The sequence below is a fragment of the Spongiibacter sp. genome, assembly GCF_041602295.1.
Lineage (GTDB): Bacteria > Pseudomonadota > Gammaproteobacteria > Pseudomonadales > Spongiibacteraceae > Spongiibacter.
This window is the reverse complement of record NZ_JBFIGO010000070.1, coordinates 1-15,483: the sequence shown is the minus strand read 5'-3', so window position 1 is coordinate 15,483 and position 15,483 is coordinate 1. Positions and strand designations below refer to the sequence as shown.

At 56.4% G+C, this 15,483-nt stretch carries 15 protein-coding genes; 4 read left to right on the top strand and 11 right to left on the bottom strand.

Annotated elements, in window-relative coordinates:
- The 4 genes from ABYM29_RS11420 to ABYM29_RS11405 all read left to right on the top strand — a co-directional run.
- A partial coding sequence (locus ABYM29_RS11420; RefSeq protein ID WP_372864891.1) for a type II secretion system F family protein occupies window positions 1–784 on the top strand: 784 nt, incomplete at its 5' end.
- Between the two features lie 61 nt (window positions 785–845).
- Window positions 846–1,736 carry an A24 family peptidase gene (locus ABYM29_RS11415; RefSeq protein WP_372864890.1) on the top strand — a complete coding sequence of 297 codons (891 nt, stop codon included), beginning with the start codon at window positions 846–848 and terminating at the stop codon, window positions 1,734–1,736.
- A gap of 22 nt (window positions 1,737–1,758) precedes the next feature.
- Window positions 1,759–2,382, top strand: coding sequence for a dephospho-CoA kinase (gene coaE / locus ABYM29_RS11410; protein ID WP_372864889.1), 624 nt, complete (start codon window positions 1,759–1,761; stop codon window positions 2,380–2,382).
- Window positions 2,369–2,569, top strand: coding sequence for a DNA gyrase inhibitor YacG (locus ABYM29_RS11405; protein ID WP_372864888.1), 201 nt, complete (start codon window positions 2,369–2,371; stop codon window positions 2,567–2,569). The genes coaE and ABYM29_RS11405 overlap by 14 nt, the downstream gene beginning before the upstream one ends.
- Here the strand turns inward: ABYM29_RS11405 and mutT are convergent, their stop codons facing one another.
- From mutT to ABYM29_RS11350, 11 genes are all read right to left on the bottom strand, one after another.
- Window positions 2,570–2,998, bottom strand: a complete 429-nt coding sequence (gene mutT, locus ABYM29_RS11400) for an 8-oxo-dGTP diphosphatase MutT (protein ID WP_372864887.1) — start codon at window positions 2,996–2,998, stop codon at window positions 2,570–2,572.
- Window positions 2,979–4,196: a bifunctional glutamate N-acetyltransferase/amino-acid acetyltransferase ArgJ gene (argJ, locus tag ABYM29_RS11395; protein WP_372864886.1), complete on the bottom strand. Its 1,218-nt coding sequence runs from the start codon at window positions 4,194–4,196 to the stop codon at window positions 2,979–2,981. The genes mutT and argJ overlap by 20 nt, the downstream gene beginning before the upstream one ends.
- Window positions 4,197–4,214: 18 nt before the next feature.
- Window positions 4,215–6,956 (bottom strand): preprotein translocase subunit SecA, encoded by a 2,742-nt coding sequence (gene secA / locus ABYM29_RS11390; RefSeq protein ID WP_372864885.1) that lies wholly within the window; start codon window positions 6,954–6,956, stop codon window positions 4,215–4,217.
- Between the two features lie 253 nt (window positions 6,957–7,209).
- Window positions 7,210–8,124, bottom strand: coding sequence for a UDP-3-O-acyl-N-acetylglucosamine deacetylase (gene lpxC / locus ABYM29_RS11385; RefSeq protein WP_372864884.1), 915 nt, complete (start codon window positions 8,122–8,124; stop codon window positions 7,210–7,212).
- A gap of 97 nt (window positions 8,125–8,221) precedes the next feature.
- Window positions 8,222–9,379, bottom strand: coding sequence for a cell division protein FtsZ (ftsZ, locus tag ABYM29_RS11380; RefSeq protein WP_372864883.1), 1,158 nt, complete (start codon window positions 9,377–9,379; stop codon window positions 8,222–8,224).
- 80 nt (window positions 9,380–9,459) lie between these two features.
- Window positions 9,460–10,689: a cell division protein FtsA gene (gene ftsA / locus ABYM29_RS11375; protein WP_372864882.1), complete on the bottom strand. Its 1,230-nt coding sequence runs from the start codon at window positions 10,687–10,689 to the stop codon at window positions 9,460–9,462.
- Window positions 10,690–10,773: 84 nt separating this feature from the next.
- Window positions 10,774–11,550 carry a cell division protein FtsQ/DivIB gene (locus ABYM29_RS11370; protein ID WP_372864881.1) on the bottom strand — a complete coding sequence of 259 codons (777 nt, stop codon included), beginning with the start codon at window positions 11,548–11,550 and terminating at the stop codon, window positions 10,774–10,776.
- A complete protein-coding gene (locus tag ABYM29_RS11365) occupies window positions 11,540–12,493 on the bottom strand; it encodes a D-alanine--D-alanine ligase (RefSeq protein WP_372864880.1) in 954 nt (317 codons plus the stop codon). The genes ABYM29_RS11370 and ABYM29_RS11365 overlap by 11 nt, the downstream gene beginning before the upstream one ends.
- Before the next feature lie 8 nt (window positions 12,494–12,501).
- The gene (gene murC, locus ABYM29_RS11360) at window positions 12,502–13,920 is read right to left on the bottom strand and encodes a UDP-N-acetylmuramate--L-alanine ligase (protein ID WP_372864879.1); all 1,419 of its coding nucleotides are present in this window, start codon (window positions 13,918–13,920) and stop codon (window positions 12,502–12,504) included.
- Window positions 13,910–14,995 (bottom strand): undecaprenyldiphospho-muramoylpentapeptide beta-N-acetylglucosaminyltransferase, encoded by a 1,086-nt coding sequence (gene murG / locus ABYM29_RS11355; protein WP_372864878.1) that lies wholly within the window; start codon window positions 14,993–14,995, stop codon window positions 13,910–13,912. The genes murC and murG overlap by 11 nt, the downstream gene beginning before the upstream one ends.
- Window positions 14,985–15,483: FtsW/RodA/SpoVE family cell cycle protein (locus ABYM29_RS11350; protein WP_372864877.1), on the bottom strand; the 499-nt coding region annotated here is incomplete at its 5' end. The genes murG and ABYM29_RS11350, both read right to left, overlap by 11 nt.

Here is a 15,483-nt window from a genome sequence, read left to right as displayed (position 1 = left end):
CTTGGAGCTGATGCTGGATCGGGTAGCAACGTATAAAGAGAAGACGGAACAACTAAAGGCCAAAATCAAAAAAGCCCTTACCTATCCTATAGCCGTTATTGTTGTCGCAGTCATCGTTACAGCGATACTACTGATCAAAGTTGTCCCTCAATTTGCAGAGACCTTCCAAAGTTTTGGTTCTGATTTACCTGCATTCACTAAGCTAGTAGTCAGCATGTCTGAGTGGATGCAGGCAAATTGGTACCTACTCTTTGGTAGTATTGTGCTTGCCGTATTCGCATTTGGCCAAGCGAGGATGCGCTCTACGTCATTTTCAGATTGGGTGGATAAAGTTTCATTAAAACTCCCTGCCATTGGCGACATTATCTTTAATTCAGTTATCTCACGCTTCTCCCGCACACTAGCCACCACCTTTGGTGCCGGCGTGCCACTAGTGGAAGCACTCAATTCGGTAGCAGGGGCAGCGGGCAACGCCGTTTACAATAAGGCCATTATCCAAATCCGCGACGACGTCACCACCGGCCAGACCCTCTATTCAGCCATACGCTTTACCAACCTCTTCCCAACCATGCTGCTGCAAATGGTATCGATTGGTGAGGAATCCGGCTCACTAGACGAGATGCTGGATAAAGTAGCTAACCATTACGAGGAAGCCGTCGATAACGCCGTTGACTCACTCACCGCGCTACTGGAACCTTTTATTATGTCGGTACTCGGTGTGCTGGTAGGCGGCTTGATGATCGCCATGTACCTGCCGATATTTATGCTCGGTTCAGCGATCTAAATTAACATTCCCCATATACTCACACGGCGCTGCGGCGCCGTTTTACTTTTAGGCTCAAACAATGCCCGCCCTGACATATCTACAATCCAACCCAGTATTCACCCTCTCGTTACTCGCCGGCTTCAGCCTGCTGCTCGGCAGTTTTTTTAACGTGGTTATATACCGACTGCCCAAAATGATGGAAGCTCGCTGGAAACAGGAATGCCGACTGATATTAGAGCAGGACAACGGCAGCAGCACTGACGACCAAACGTTCAACCTGGCCTTCCCCAACTCCCACTGCCCTAGCTGCGGAGGCCCAGTGAAGGCTTGGCAGAACATCCCACTGATCAGCTATGTATTGTTGCGCGGCCGCTGCGCAAGCTGTCAAACACCTATTAGCCCGCGCTATCCGGCAGTCGAATTGGCAACCGCCGCCTTGGCGGTATTCGCCGCACTGCAATTTGGCTTTGGCTGGCAGTCACTAGCTGTGATCGTATTCAGCTGGGCACTATTGATCATGACCATGATCGATATTGACCACCAGCTGCTGCCCGACAGCCTGACACTGCCGCTGTTATGGCTGGGCCTTGGCTATAACGCACTGAGCGGCACCGTGCCTCTCAACGATGCGGTATGGGGGGCGATATTCGGCTACCTCTCACTGTGGTCGGTCTACTGGCTATTCAAACTGCTCACCGGCAAAGAGGGCATGGGCTTTGGCGACTTCAAACTACTGGCGGCACTCGGTGCCTGGCTGGGCTGGCAGATGCTGCCGGTCATTATCCTGCTGTCATCCGTGGTCGGCGCAGTCTTCGGCGGTCTAGTGTTATTGCTGCAGGGGCGCAATGGTACTGCAGCAATCCCCTTTGGCCCGTATCTGGCAGCCGCAGGACTGATTGCCCTGTACTGGGGCGAACGCCTGCTGAACAGCTATCTGGGCATGGCGGGGCTTCCCCTACTCAGCCAATAGGCGCCAAGCGACAAGGACAACAATGACGAAACTAATTATTGGCCTGAGCGGCGGCATTGGCAGCGGCAAGACCGCGGTTTCCGACCGCTTTGCCCAACGACACATCACCGTGGTCGACGCCGACATCATTGCCCGCGAGGTCGTTGAACCGGGCAGCGCCGCCTTGGAGCGCATACGAGAACACTTTGGCGACGACATGCTCGACAGCCACGGCAAGCTGCGCCGGGCGGCATTGCGCCAACGTATTTTTAGCGAGCCCGACGAAAAACAGTGGCTGGAATCCCTGCTTCACCCGCTTATCGCCGAAAAGACACTGGAGCAGCTCAGCAATATCGCCAGCCCCTACGGACTCTATGTCTCACCGCTACTGGTGGAGGGCGGCCAAAAAGCACTCTGCGACCGGCTGCTGGTCGTCGACGTGTCTGAGTCCACACAACTGCGCCGCACAATGACTCGCGATGACAATGACCGCAGCCAAGTAGAACGCATCATGGCCAGCCAGGCCAGCCGTCAACAACGCCTGGATGCCGCTGACGATGTCCTGGATAATAGCGGCGATCTTGCGTCACTCGACAGCAAAGTAGAGGCCCTGCACCAGCGTTACCTGGTGCTCGCAGAGGAGAAAGCTAAGCGTGGCCAATCATAAACCAATCGTCCCCTGCCCGACCTGCAAAGCAGCGCAGCAATGGGACAGCAGCAATCCGTTTCGACCGTTCTGTAGTGAGCAATGCAAAAACCAGGATTTTGTCGCATGGTCTAACGAGGAACACCATATCCCCGGCCAGCCTGACTACGAAGATATGCTCAGCAGTGACCTGGAACGCCCCCAGTAGCTAGTGGCTGAGGGACTCAGCGTTTAGCAGCGCTTGGATAATCGCCTGGTTGGCCACGGGAAAGGCATAGTCCGCCAAAGCCTCCACAGACACCCAGCGCAATGGCTGCCCTTCGCGCCCCTCGGGCTCACCGGAAAAGTCCCGCACCCAGCAGACCTCCAAGCGCACGGCCTTGTCGCCGTAATCGTGCTCAATATCCACCAGTGATTCGCAGGCCTGAGGGTTCACGGCGATACCCAGCTCCTCGCGCAGCTCCCGAACCAATGCTTGCGACAGAGACTCGCCGGCCTCAATCTTACCTCCGGGAAATTCCCACAGGCCGCCCTGGTGCAAATGCGCGGGACGCTTGGCGATCAAGATATTCTGAGCACCGTCACAAATCACGCCAACGGCAACGCGAATCGGCGGCTTAGCTGCGGTACTCGGCATTGATCTTGACATAGTCATAGGAGAAGTCGGTGGTCCACACTCTGTCGCTGGCGTCACCGCGACCGAGGTCGATGCGAATAGTGATCTCGTCCTGCTTCATCACCGCGGCACCCGCAGCCTCGGTATACGACTCGGCACGGCCACCCCGCTCGGCGATCAACACCTCGTCCAAATGCACCCGCACACCATTCACATCCAGCTGCTCAACACCGGCCCGTCCAATTGCAGCGAGAATACGCCCCCAGTTGGGATCACTGGCAAACAGTGCCGTTTTCACCAAAGGCGACTCCGCCACGGTGTACGCAACTTTCAATGCCTCGGCCCCATCGCGCGCACCACCAACCGCCACCTCGACAAACTTAGTGGCCCCTTCTCCGTCGCGCACGATCGCATGCGCCAGGTCCAAGAATACCTCGTCGAGTAGCGCCTGCAGAGCGGCAAGTAACTCAGGGGTTTGCTCGCTGACCACCACACCGGACTCACCGCTGGCGATTAACATACACGCGTCATTCGTCGAGGTATCGCCGTCGACGGTAATGCGATTAAACGAGGCGTTCGCAGAGCGATCCACCATACGTTGCAGCAAGGGCGCAGCGATGGCGGCATCACAGGCCACATAGCCAAGCATGGTCGCCATATTCGGCTTAATCATGCCCGCGCCTTTGGAAATACCGGTCACCGTTATGGTTTGCCCCCGCCACTGCAATTGGCGCGAACAAGCCTTGGGGCGGGTATCGGTAGTCATAATGCCGCTGGCAGCAGCCGACCAATTATCCTCGCTGAGATCTGACAGGGCGTCAGGCAAGGCGCGGAGAATTTTTTCTACCGGCAGGGCTTCGCCAATCACCCCAGTGGAAAAGGGCAAGACCTGCTTGGCGGCAACACCGGTCAACTCCGCTAAAGCAGCGCAGCAGCGACAGGCATCGTCCAGCCCCTGCTCACCGGTGCCAGCATTCGCATTACCGGTATTAATCAACAGATAACGACTATCCCCAGCCGCAATATGGGATTTCGCTACCGTAACCGGCGCCGCGCAAAAGCTATTCAGTGTAAAGACACCGGCCACGGTGCTGCCTTCGCTCAACTCAAAGACAACAGTGTCCTTGCGCCCTACTTTTTTAATCCCCGCACTGGCAATACCAATGCGCACCCCGGCCACCGGATGCAAATGGCCGAACTTGCCCGAACCTACCGCCATAGGAAATTTACTCTCCGCTCAATCGAGCTTGCCGTGACACTGTTTGTATTTCTTACCCGAACCACAAGGACAGGGTTCATTGCGACCGACCTTGCGACCCTCGCGAACAAAGGTCTCGGGCGGCGCCACAGCACTGGCTTCGGCGGCAACATCAGCCTCTTCCAGGGCCGAGCTTTCGGCGTGCTGAAACTGCATCGCACGCCGCGCTTCTTCTTCGCGACGCTGGCGCTGGAGCTCTTCAGGGCTCTCGTCCTGCTGAAGCTGAAGTCGAGCCAGGAAATGCACCACTTCTTGCTTTAAGCTCTCCAGCATTTGCTGAAACAGCTCAAAGGCCTCACGCTTGTATTCCTGCTTGGGGTTTTTCTGCGCGAAAGCGCGTAAATGAATGCCCTGACGCAGATGGTCCATCGTCGCCAAGTGCTCTTTCCACAAGGTGTCCAGCACCTGCAACATAATATGGCGCTCAATCTTGCGCATATCGGGGCCCACTTGCGCACACTTGGCCGCATAGGCGGCATTTACCGCGTCGATAATCCGCTGGCGAACACCCTCTTCCTGTAGTTTTTTATCCTCATCGAGCCACTGGCCGATGGTTAACTTCAGCTCAAAGTCACTCTCCAAACGGCGTTCTAGGCCGGCAACATCCCACTGCTCCACCATACTTTGCATGGGGATGTACTCACTGATGGTGTCTTGCACAACATCATCGCGGATCACCGCGAGCATTTCGCTAATATCCTCGGACTCCAGCAATTCGTTGCGCTGCTGGTAAATAATCTGCCGTTGATCGTTAGCAACATCATCGTATTCCAGCAGCTGCTTACGAATATCGAAGTTGCGCCCCTCAACTTTGCGCTGAGCTTTTTCGATGGCGTTGGACACCATCCGGTGCTCAATGGCCTCACCCTTTTCCAGCCCCAAGGCCTGCATTATGCCGCGCACCCTATCGGATGCGAAAATACGCATCAAGCTGTCTTCTAGCGACAAGTAGAAACGCGACAGTCCCGGGTCACCCTGGCGACCAGCCCGACCGCGTAATTGGTTGTCGATACGGCGGGATTCGTGGCGTTCGGTGCCAATAATATGCAGGCCGCCGGCTTGTATAACTTGTTCGTGACGCAGCTTCCAGGCTTCGCGCAGCTCATTAATCAGTGCTTCGGAAGGTGCGTCCAGCTGATCAATCTCAGCCTCGACACTGCCGCCAAGGACAATATCAGTACCGCGGCCAGCCATATTCGTCGCGATCGTTACCACACCAGGGCGACCCGCCTGGGAGATAATCTCGGCCTCCTGCTCGTGGTACTTGGCATTAAGAACCTTGTGGGGGATCCCGGCCTGCTTGAAACGTTTAGACATCTCTTCCGAGGTTTCGATGGATGCAGTACCCACCAGCACCGGCGCGCCGTTTTCAACAATGTCTTTCACATCATCGACAATGGCGTCGTATTTCTCGGCCTTGGTAAGGTAGACCAAGTCATTCAGATCACGCCGGGCACTGGGCTTGTTGGTCGGAATAACCACCACATCCAAACCATAAATTTGTTTGAACTCAAAGGCCTCGGTATCCGCCGTCCCCGTCATCCCCGCCAACTTATTAAACAGGCGGAAATAATTCTGGAAGGTCGTCGAAGCCAATGTCTGGCTCTCGGCTTGCACCGTCACGCCCTCTTTGGCCTCAATCGCCTGGTGCAGCCCCTCTGATAAGCGCCGACCGGGCATGGTGCGGCCGGTGTGCTCATCGATCAGAACCACTTGATCGTTTTGTACGATGTATTCGACGTTGTTATGGAAGAGTACATGAGCGCGAAGTGCTGAATTGACATGGTGCAGCAAATTAAGATTGCTGGCCGAATACAGGCTGTCGCCCTCACTCAACAGACCTTCCTTGATCAGCAGCTCTTCAACCAGCTGGTGACCCGCTTCGTTGAGCTCCACCTGGCGCATTTTCTCGTCTACCGAATAATGCCCCTCGCTTGCTTCCACCCCCGCCGGCGTGCCTTCTTCGCCTTCCGGCACAGGCACTAGGCTGGGAATAAAGCGGTTAATCTGCTTGTACAGCGCCGAACTATCTTGAGACGGGCCGGAAATAATAAGCGGGGTCCGCGCCTCGTCAATAAGGATAGAATCGACTTCGTCGACAATGGCAAAATTCAACTCGCGCTGATAACGGTCTTCCACCGCAAAGGCCATATTATCGCGCAGATAATCGAAGCCGTACTCGTTGTTAGTTCCGTAGGTGATATCGGCCTCGTAGGCGGCGCGCTTTTCCTCACCGCTCTGGCCAGTACGAATAATACCGACGCTCAAGCCCAAAAATTCATAGAGCGGGCGCATCCAGTTGGCATCGCGCTGCGCCAAATAGTCATTCACGGTGACAACAAAAACACCCTGGCCCGCAATCGCGTTGAGGTAAACCGGCAGTGTCGCCACCAGGGTTTTACCCTCACCGGTGCGCATCTCGGCGATCTTACCCTCGTGCATCGCGATGCCACCGATAAGCTGCACATCAAAATGCCGCATACCCAGCACCCGACGGCCAGCCTCCCGGGCCACCGCAAAGGCTTCAGGCAACAACTGATCCAATGTTTCGCCAGCCGCCAGCCGCTGACGAAACTCGCCAGTCTTGGCCTGGAGCAGCGCGTCATCCAGCGCAGTCATCTCCTCTTCCATGGCCGATATGCGTGCAACGACCTTGCGCATGCGCTTAAGCTCGCGGTCGTTTTTGCTTCCAAATACCTTTTTGACTACTGCTGTGATCATGATGAGTCGTTGCTTTTCCCGGAAAATTTGAGTTCCTGCCTGATATGCGACAGCGCAGCGCTAGACTACGTCAATGAAGGCTCGATGCCGAAATTCAAGGGCGACATGGCATCGGTCTCTGTGGACTATGTCTCAATAAACAGGCGTGAGCAGGGGCCGCACGAGCGTCGCGCCGCCGAGGGGCAATATCGCATAGATGAGCAAATATTGCCATTCCCGGCCCGCTGCACGCGAACCGTGGAACAGCAGAGAGTCAGGCATTTACCGCAGCGGCGGCAGCGTAGGTAATCGGCGCGTCAGCGGGGTCGTCAAACGTCACCCATTCCCATGCATCGGTTTCTTTAATCAGCTTGCGCAGCGAGGCGTTATTCAAGCCGTGGCCAGACTTAAACGCCTTAAATTCACCAATCAAACTCGTCCCCAATAGATAGAGGTCGCCGATTGCGTCCAACACTTTGTGCTTTACAAATTCATCTTCGTAGCGAAGACCATCTTCATTCAGAATCCGGTATTCATCCACCACAATGGCATTGTCGACGCTGCCGCCCTGAGCCAGGCCCTGAGAGCGCAGGTACTCGATTTCGTGCATAAACCCAAAAGTACGCGCCCGGCTCACCTCCTTCACAAAGGAGGTGCTGGAGAAATCGAGCTCAGCATGTCCGGTGCGGTCGCGAAACACAGGGTGATCAAAATCGATGGTAAAAGAGACTTTAAAGCCGTCAAAAGGGAGGAAACTGGCAACTTTATCGCCATCTTTTACCGTCACCGGACGTTTGATACGGATAAACTTCTTCGGCGCATTTTGCTCCTCTATCCCCGCAGACTGGATAAGAAAAACAAAGGGGCCGGCACTGCCGTCCATAATCGGCACTTCCGAGGAACTGAGTTCGACATAGGCATTATCGATACCCAGACCCGCCATCGCCGACAGCAAGTGCTCTACCGTTGATACCCGCACGTCGCCATTCACCAAGGTAGTAGACAAGGTGGTATCACCGACATTCTCTGCGTGAGCGTGAATCTCGACAACGGGATTCAGGTCCGTACGCCGAAAGATCACCCCGGTATCTACCGGCGCGGGCTTAAGGGTCAGGAACACTTTCTCCCCGGTATGCAGACCAATGCCGGTCGCCCGGATGGTATTGCGTAATGTTCGTTGTCTGATCATGTTTCACACTCTTTCAAAAACGCAAAGACGCCGCTGAACGCAGCACCACACCGGAAACCCGGTGGGTGGCGCCCGCTGCTACCGCTGTGTCTGCGCTTCAGTCAGCCTGGCGTCGCAGAAAGGCAGGAATATCCAAGTATTCCATATCCTTGTCCTCGACAACCGGCGCGGCGGCAACGGCTTCACGAGCCGCAGCAGCTTGCTGGTTGCGCATAATAGTGGGGCGGTCCAGCTTGCGGTAGTCACTGGCACGCTCAACCGGCTTGCTATCGATCACCTTCAACGGCGCTTCTTGGGCAATACCGTCCAAGCCAGTCGCCACTACGGTTACACGCAGCTCCTCGCTCATTTCCGGATCGATCACCGTACCCACCACCACGGTAGCGTCCTCCGACGCAAATTCCTTGATAGTATCCCCGACATCGCTGAACTCGCCTAGGGACAGGTCCAATCCCGCGGTAATATTTACCAAAATGCCGCGCGCGCCTTCCAGATTAACGTCTTCCAGCAAGGGACTGCGGATCGCCGCCTCGGCAGCCTCACAAGCACGGTTTTCACCGCGTGCGACACCACTGCCCATCATGGCCATGCCCATCTCCGACATTACCGTGCGCACGTCAGCGAAATCGACGTTAATCATGCCCGGACGGATAATCAAATCGGCAATACCCTGTACGGCCCCCAATAATACGTCGTTGGCCGCCTTAAAGGCGTCCAGCAAGCTGGTATTTTTACCCAGTACCGGCAGCAGCTTTTCATTGGGAATAGTGATTAGCGAGTCGACATGCTGACGCAGCTCCTTCATACCCGCTTCGGCCACAGTCAGCCGCTTCTTGCCCTCAAAGGGGAAGGGCTTGGTCACCACAGCCACCGTAAGGATTCCCAGTTCCTTAGCCACTTCAGCCACCACCGGCGCACCACCCGTGCCCGTGCCGCCGCCCATACCCGCGGTAATAAACACCATATCCGCGCCCTCTAAGGCTTCGGCGATACGATCGCGATCTTCCATCGCCGCCTGACGTCCCACCTCGGGGTTGGCTCCCGCCCCCAGACCCTTGGTGATCGTGGTACCCAGCTGCAGCACTGTCTTCGACATCACGTCGGTCAGCGCCTGGGCATCGGTATTGGCACAGATAAAATCTACGCCGTCAACGGAATTGGCAATCATGTGCTTAACAGCGTTACCGCCGCCGCCACCGACCCCAACAACTTTAATTACTGCGTTCTGAGGAACGTTATCTACGAGTTCAAACATGGTTTTTCTCCCTTTTTGCAATGTCAGCCGCGCTGCCAAAACGCGCCCGTTACTACTTCGTTAAAATCGTTATTAGCTTGTTAAAAATTATTCTGTACCCAGTTTTTCAACCTGGAGACAAAGCCTTCCTGGCGAACGCGGCTGCGCCCGCCCGTTTCCATCTGATGCTTGATGCCGTAGTGCAGTAGGCCAACACTAGTGGCGTAAATCGGGTTGCGCACAATATCTGTCAAGCCGCGCACATCCTGAGGTGAGCCGATGCGCACTGGCATGTGAAAAATTTCCTCAGCCAGCTCGACAACGCCTTCCATTTTGGAGGTCCCCCCGGTGAGCACGATCCCCGCTGCACATAAGTCCTCATAGCCACTGCGGCGCAGCTCGGCCTGCACCAAGGTAAACAGCTCGTCGTATCGCGGCTCAACCACTTCGGCCAAAGCCTGTCGCGACAGTTCGCGGGGCGCCCGTTCTCCAACGCTGGGCACCTTGATGGTTTCTCCCTCTCCCGCCAACTGGGTTAAGGCACAGGCATATTTAATTTTGATCTCTTCGGCATACTGCGTCGGCGTGCGCAGCGCCATGGCAATATCGTTGGTCACTTGGTCGCCAGCAATGGGAATAACGCCTGTATGGCGAATCGCGCCGTCAGTGAAAATGGCGATATCGCTGGTGCCACCACCAATATCCACCAGACAGACACCCAGCTCTTTTTCATCGTCAGTTAACACCGAGTAGCTAGACGCCAACTGCTCAAGAATGACGTCTTCCACTTCCAGGCCACAGCGCCGAATACATTTTTCAATGTTTTGCACGGCATTTACCGCGCAGGTCACCAGGTGAACCTTGGCCTCTAAACGCACACCCGACATTCCCAGAGGCTCTTTGATGCCCTCCTGCTCGTCGATCACAAATTCCTGAGGCAAAATGTGCAGCACTTTTTGGTCGGCGGGAATCGCCACGGCCTGAGCCGCGTCAATCACCCGCTCAAGGTCCAGCTGAAACACTTCGCGATCGCGAATGGCGACAATACCGTGGGAATTGAGACTGCGAATATGGTTGCCGGCAATACCGACATACACGCTGTGAATCTCACAACCGGCCATTAACTCCGCTTCTTCAATCGCCCGCTGAATCGACTGCACTGTCGACTCTATATTCACCACCACGCCTTTCTTCAACCCTCGCGAGGGGTGAGAGCCGATGCCGACGATTTCTAGCTTATTCTCATCGTTGATCGCCCCAACTATCGCCACCACCTTAGAGGTGCCAATATCCAGGCCTACCACCATTCTTCCGGCATTTGAATTAGACATTGCGGCGCTTCCCCCAAGCATTGCAGCGGGCGAATTCGATACGGCCGTGGCCACTGGCTGCTATGCAATATTCGCTGTGCATTGTTATCCCCTGTTACTGTGTTCGGTCCACGCAACCGCGAGACCGTTGATGTAGCGCATATCAACCCGCGCTATGCCGGCGAAATCTGCCGCTAAATACTCGCGGTAAACCCACAGAAATCGCCGTAATTTTTCCAGCGGCTCTCGCCGCCCCATGACCAATTCAACGTTCTGATCAATACGCGCGGTCCAACTGCCGCGAGCGTCCATTTCGAGGTGTTGCAGAGTCAATTTCTCGTCGCCCAGTAACTGACTCATCAGACGGTACTGACGCATGATTTCGATAGCACTGCCCTCAGGGCCATCGAGCCGCGGCAGTGCTTCACTGTGCTGGCTGTCGTCCTTGGGCACAAAGATGCGCCCCCGGTGATTCAGCAAGCCACCCCGCCCCCACACGGCGATTGGCGTCTCCTCAACAATGGTAATCTTGAGTTCACGCGGCCACAGCCGCTCTACCACCGCCCGATATACCCAGGGTTCACGCTCCAATTCAGTTTGGATCGCCGCCAGATCCAAACCGATGTAGCCCACCGCGAGGTGTCCCGTTACCCGTTCAACCAATACATTTCTATCGACGCGCTGCAAATCGCCCGCAAACACCACTCGCTCAACCGGAATGGCATCTAAGCGCGCGCCCAGTTTCTCCACGCCATAGACAAAACCCAGGGTCACCGCGATCAGCAACAAGCGATTAGCAATGCGGCCCCATTCGCGGCGATCCGTGCTGCGACGCCGCTCCGCCACGCGCGAACTTTTAAAGCGATTCTCCTTAGCCGCCATCTTGTGCATCACCGTTAACGAGGCTGCTGCGCAATATCTTCAGCACCAGCTGGTCAAAATCCATGCCGGCCTGTTTAGCCGCCATCGGCACCAGGCTGTGATCGGTCATGCCCGGCACCGTGTTGACCTCCAATAAATAGAAGCGGCCGCGCTCATCCCGCATAACATCGACCCGCCCCCATCCCCGGCAGCCGACAGCATCAAAGGCCTTCAGGGCCAGCTGCCGCAGCTCCTCTTCTTCACTGTCAGTCAGTCCGGCAGGACAGTGATAGCGCGTACTGTCGGAAATATATTTGGCATTAAAATCGTAAAACTCCGCATCGGTTTCCAAGCGAATGGCCGGCAGCGCCTCGCCATCTAGCACCGCGACGGTGTATTCACCGCCACTGATCCACTGCTCCGCAAACACTCGGCCATAGGGCCGTGCAAGCTGCCAGGCCGCTTCCAGCTCGCCAGCGCTACTGGCCCTCGACATACCAATACTCGAGCCCTCACAGGCCGGTTTGACAATCACCTCACCCAGCTCGCGAGCAATTCCCTGCCAGTCGCTGTGCTCGTCCAGCTCTACAAACTTGGGGGTACTCAAGCCACAGCCCAGCCACAGCAATTTGCAGCGCAACTTGTCCATAGCCAGCGCCGATGCCATCACGCCACTACCGGTATAATTGACGCCCAAGCATTCCAGCGCTCCCTGCACCGTGCCGTCTTCACCGCCGGGCCCATGTAACGCCAGAAAACAGTGACTGAAGCCGGAAAGCTTCACCATCCAATCCGCATCAGCGGTATCGATTGCAGTGACCGCCAAGCCGACGCGCTCCAGCGCCTCGACAACTGCGGCACCACTGCGCAGCGAAACCTCGCGCTCGGCGCTGTTGCCACCAAGCAGCACGGCTAAACCGCTACCGATGCGGGATGTGATGTCGTTAAGAGCCAACTCTGCCATTGCCACGCCTATGTCCAATCCTGTGTTGCCAATTGCTGCGCCAAAGCACCGATATTCCCCGCCCCCTGGGTGAGCAAAACATCGCCGGGGCGCAAATGCGGTTTCAGTTGTTCGAAAGCGCTGTCAGGGCTGTCGAGAAACAGCGGTTCCAAACTCCCCTGCAAGCGGATGCTCCGACACAGACTGCGGCTATCCGCACCGGGAATTGCCGCTTCGCCCGCGGCATATACATCTAACAGGGCCAGCGCGTCCGCACTGGCAAGGACTTTAACGAAGTCCTCGTAAAGGTCGCGGGTGCGCGTATATCGATGGGGCTGATAGAGCATGACCAAACGGCGATCAGGCCAAGCCTGACGCGCGGCGGCAATCGTTGCTGCCACTTCAGTGGGGTGGTGGCCATAGTCATCCACCAACATAAAACTGCCCTCGGCCAGGGGCTGTTCGCCATAGCGCTGGAAACGCCGCCCAACCCCTTGAAAATTTTCTATGCCCCGGCAAATCGCCGCATCATCCAGGTGCTCATCACTGGCCACCGCAATCGCGGCGGTGGCGTTCAACACATTGTGTAATCCCGGTTGATGGAGACACAGGGACAGCTCCCCGGCGCCGCGGCGCGCCACTTTAAAGCGGCTGATTAGCCCATCTTGCTCGACACTGTGAATACGAAAATCCGCGTCCTCGGCAAAGCCGTAAGTCAGAGTGTGTCGACCGATATCCGGCAGCAGTTCACGCAGTACCGGATCGTCGATACACACCACCGCCACCCCGTAAAATGGCAGATTGTGCAAAAATTCAATAAAGGTCTTTTTTAGCCGCCCAAAGTCGCCGCCATAGGTGTCCATATGATCGGCTTCAATATTCGTCACCACCGACACCATCGGTTGTAAATGCAAGAACGACGCATCACTTTCGTCGGCTTCGGCAACCAGATAACGGCTCTCTCCCAGTGCCGCGTTCGTGCCGGCGCTATTGACCAGGCCACCAATCACAAACGTCGGATCCAGCTCGGCCTCGGCAAAAATAGAGGTAATTAAACTGGTTGTGGTGGTCTTGCCATGCGTGCCGGCCACCGCGATACCGTGGCGATAACGCATCAACTCCGCGAGCATCTCCGCCCGTGGCACCACCGGAATTCGCCGCTCACTCGCCGCCACAACTTCAGGGTTATCACTTTTAACTGCGCTGGAAGTCACCACCACGTCGCAGTGACTAATGCGTTCGCCGTCGTGCCCAAAAGCGATATTCGCGCCCAGTCGCTGCAAGCGGGCCGTGCTCGGCGACGCTTTTAAATCGGAGCCGGACACCACATACCCCAGGTTCAACAACACCTCGGCAATACCGCACATACCGGCGCCACCAATGCCCACAAAGTGAATACGCTTGACTCTGCGCATCTCCGGCACAATAAACGGGTGCTTAGTGACCATGGGCAAACTCCATACAGCAGTCAGCAGCGACTTTCGCGGCATCAGTTTTCGCCAGCCCACGCGCGGCCAAAGCACGGCGGCGAAGCAACTCCGGTTGTTGCGCAAATTCGCGCAAGCGTCGCGCTAACTGTCCGGCACTAAGATCGCGCTGGTCGATAATTTCACCGGCGCCGCCATCGACAAACCACTGGGCATTGGCGCGCTGGTGGTCGTCGATAGCATGGGGCAAAGGAATCAAAATGGCCGCGACCCCGGCTGCGCTCAACTCGGCGACGGTCAACGCCCCGGCGCGACATACGACAATATCGGCCCAGGCATACGCCTCGGCCATATCTTCGATAAAAGCATCCGCGCGCACGCTCACACCCGCAGCTTGATAAGCTTGACGCACGGACTCTTGGTGAGCGCGGCCCGTCTGATGCCACAATTGCGCAGCCGGCAAATCGGCCAACATCGGCCACAGCTCGATCATGCAGTCATTGATCGCCTTCGCGCCCAGGCTACCGCCCAACACCAAGACCTTTAGACCGCCACTTGACTCCTGTACACGCTCCTGCGGCGGCGCAATCGCAGCAATTTCAGCGCGCACGGGATTGCCGATATAGCAATTCTTGCTGCCGCCCAAATCAATGGGGTAGCCGGTTAGGCAGCGCCTGGCCAAGGTGGCCAGCAGGCGATTAGTCGTACCCGCAACCGCATTTTGCTCGTGGATAAGCAACGGAATCCCCATCAACTTTGCCGCCAGTCCGCCAGGGCCCGACGCATAGCCGCCCAAGCCGATCACACAAAAGGGCTTCAGGCGACGCAATAACAGCATGCTTTTAATCACCGCAAAACTTGCCTTAAACACAGCAGCAAGGCGAAACAACGGATTTTTACCGCGCACACCCGCCATATTCAGACAGTGCAAGGGGATGCCTGCAGCCGGCACCAGGCGAGCTTCAATACCGGCCGCCGTTCCCAGCCAATGCAGCTCCACACCCCGCTCGCGCAGCTCCTCGGCCACCGACAGCGCGGGAAAAACGTGTCCACCGGTACCCCCGGCCATTATCAGCACGCAATACTTACTGGCCATGCTCCCCCCTGCACTCGCGCTCAATGCGGGCCACCAAGGCCACCATCGCCATGCAGACCATCAGGCTGCTGCCTCCGTAGCTGAGAAACGGCAACGTCAGCCCCTTGGTCGGCAGCAAGCCGGTATTCACCCCCATATTGATAAACGCCTGGGCGCTGATCATCATCGCCACGCCGTAAGCAACAAAGGCATGGAACTGCCGCCCGGTGCTCTCGGCGTAGCGACCAATGTACAAAATACGGCCAACCAGGCCGACAAACAGACCCAAGATCACCAACGTACCCAAAAAGCCAAACTCCTCGGCAAAAATGGCGAACACAAAATCGGTATGGGCTTCGGGCAAATAAAACAATTTCTGCACGCTATTCCCCAAGCCGACACCGGTTAGCTCGCCGCGACCAAAGGCGATCAATGACTGGGTAAGCTGATAACCGGTATTAAACTGATCCGCCCAAGGGTCGGTGAACGCCGTCAAACGCTTCATCCGG

What these genes read in the sequence shown, in the direction of transcription:
- argJ (WP_372864886.1), bottom strand. Translation starts at nt 4,196, where the DNA reads ATGGCGGTAGGTTCGGGCAAGTTCGGCCATTTGCATCCGGTGGCCGGG.
- ftsA (WP_372864882.1), bottom strand. Translation starts at nt 10,689, where the DNA reads ATGTCTAATTCAAATGCCGGAAGAATGGTGGTAGGCCTGGATATTGGC.
- ABYM29_RS11415 (WP_372864890.1), top strand. Translation starts at nt 846, where the DNA reads ATGCCCGCCCTGACATATCTACAATCCAACCCAGTATTCACCCTCTCG.
- secA (WP_372864885.1), bottom strand. Translation starts at nt 6,956, where the DNA reads ATGATCACAGCAGTAGTCAAAAAGGTATTTGGAAGCAAAAACGACCGC.
- mutT (WP_372864887.1), bottom strand. Translation starts at nt 2,998, where the DNA reads ATGCCGAGTACCGCAGCTAAGCCGCCGATTCGCGTTGCCGTTGGCGTG.
- ABYM29_RS11370 (WP_372864881.1), bottom strand. Translation starts at nt 11,550, where the DNA reads ATGGCGGCTAAGGAGAATCGCTTTAAAAGTTCGCGCGTGGCGGAGCGG.
- ftsZ (WP_372864883.1), bottom strand. Translation starts at nt 9,379, where the DNA reads ATGTTTGAACTCGTAGATAACGTTCCTCAGAACGCAGTAATTAAAGTT.
- lpxC (WP_372864884.1), bottom strand. Translation starts at nt 8,124, where the DNA reads ATGATCAGACAACGAACATTACGCAATACCATCCGGGCGACCGGCATT.
- murG (WP_372864878.1), bottom strand. Translation starts at nt 14,995, where the DNA reads ATGGCCAGTAAGTATTGCGTGCTGATAATGGCCGGGGGTACCGGTGGA.
- coaE (WP_372864889.1), top strand. Translation starts at nt 1,759, where the DNA reads ATGACGAAACTAATTATTGGCCTGAGCGGCGGCATTGGCAGCGGCAAG.
- murC (WP_372864879.1), bottom strand. Translation starts at nt 13,920, where the DNA reads ATGGTCACTAAGCACCCGTTTATTGTGCCGGAGATGCGCAGAGTCAAG.
- ABYM29_RS11365 (WP_372864880.1), bottom strand. Translation starts at nt 12,493, where the DNA reads ATGGCAGAGTTGGCTCTTAACGACATCACATCCCGCATCGGTAGCGGT.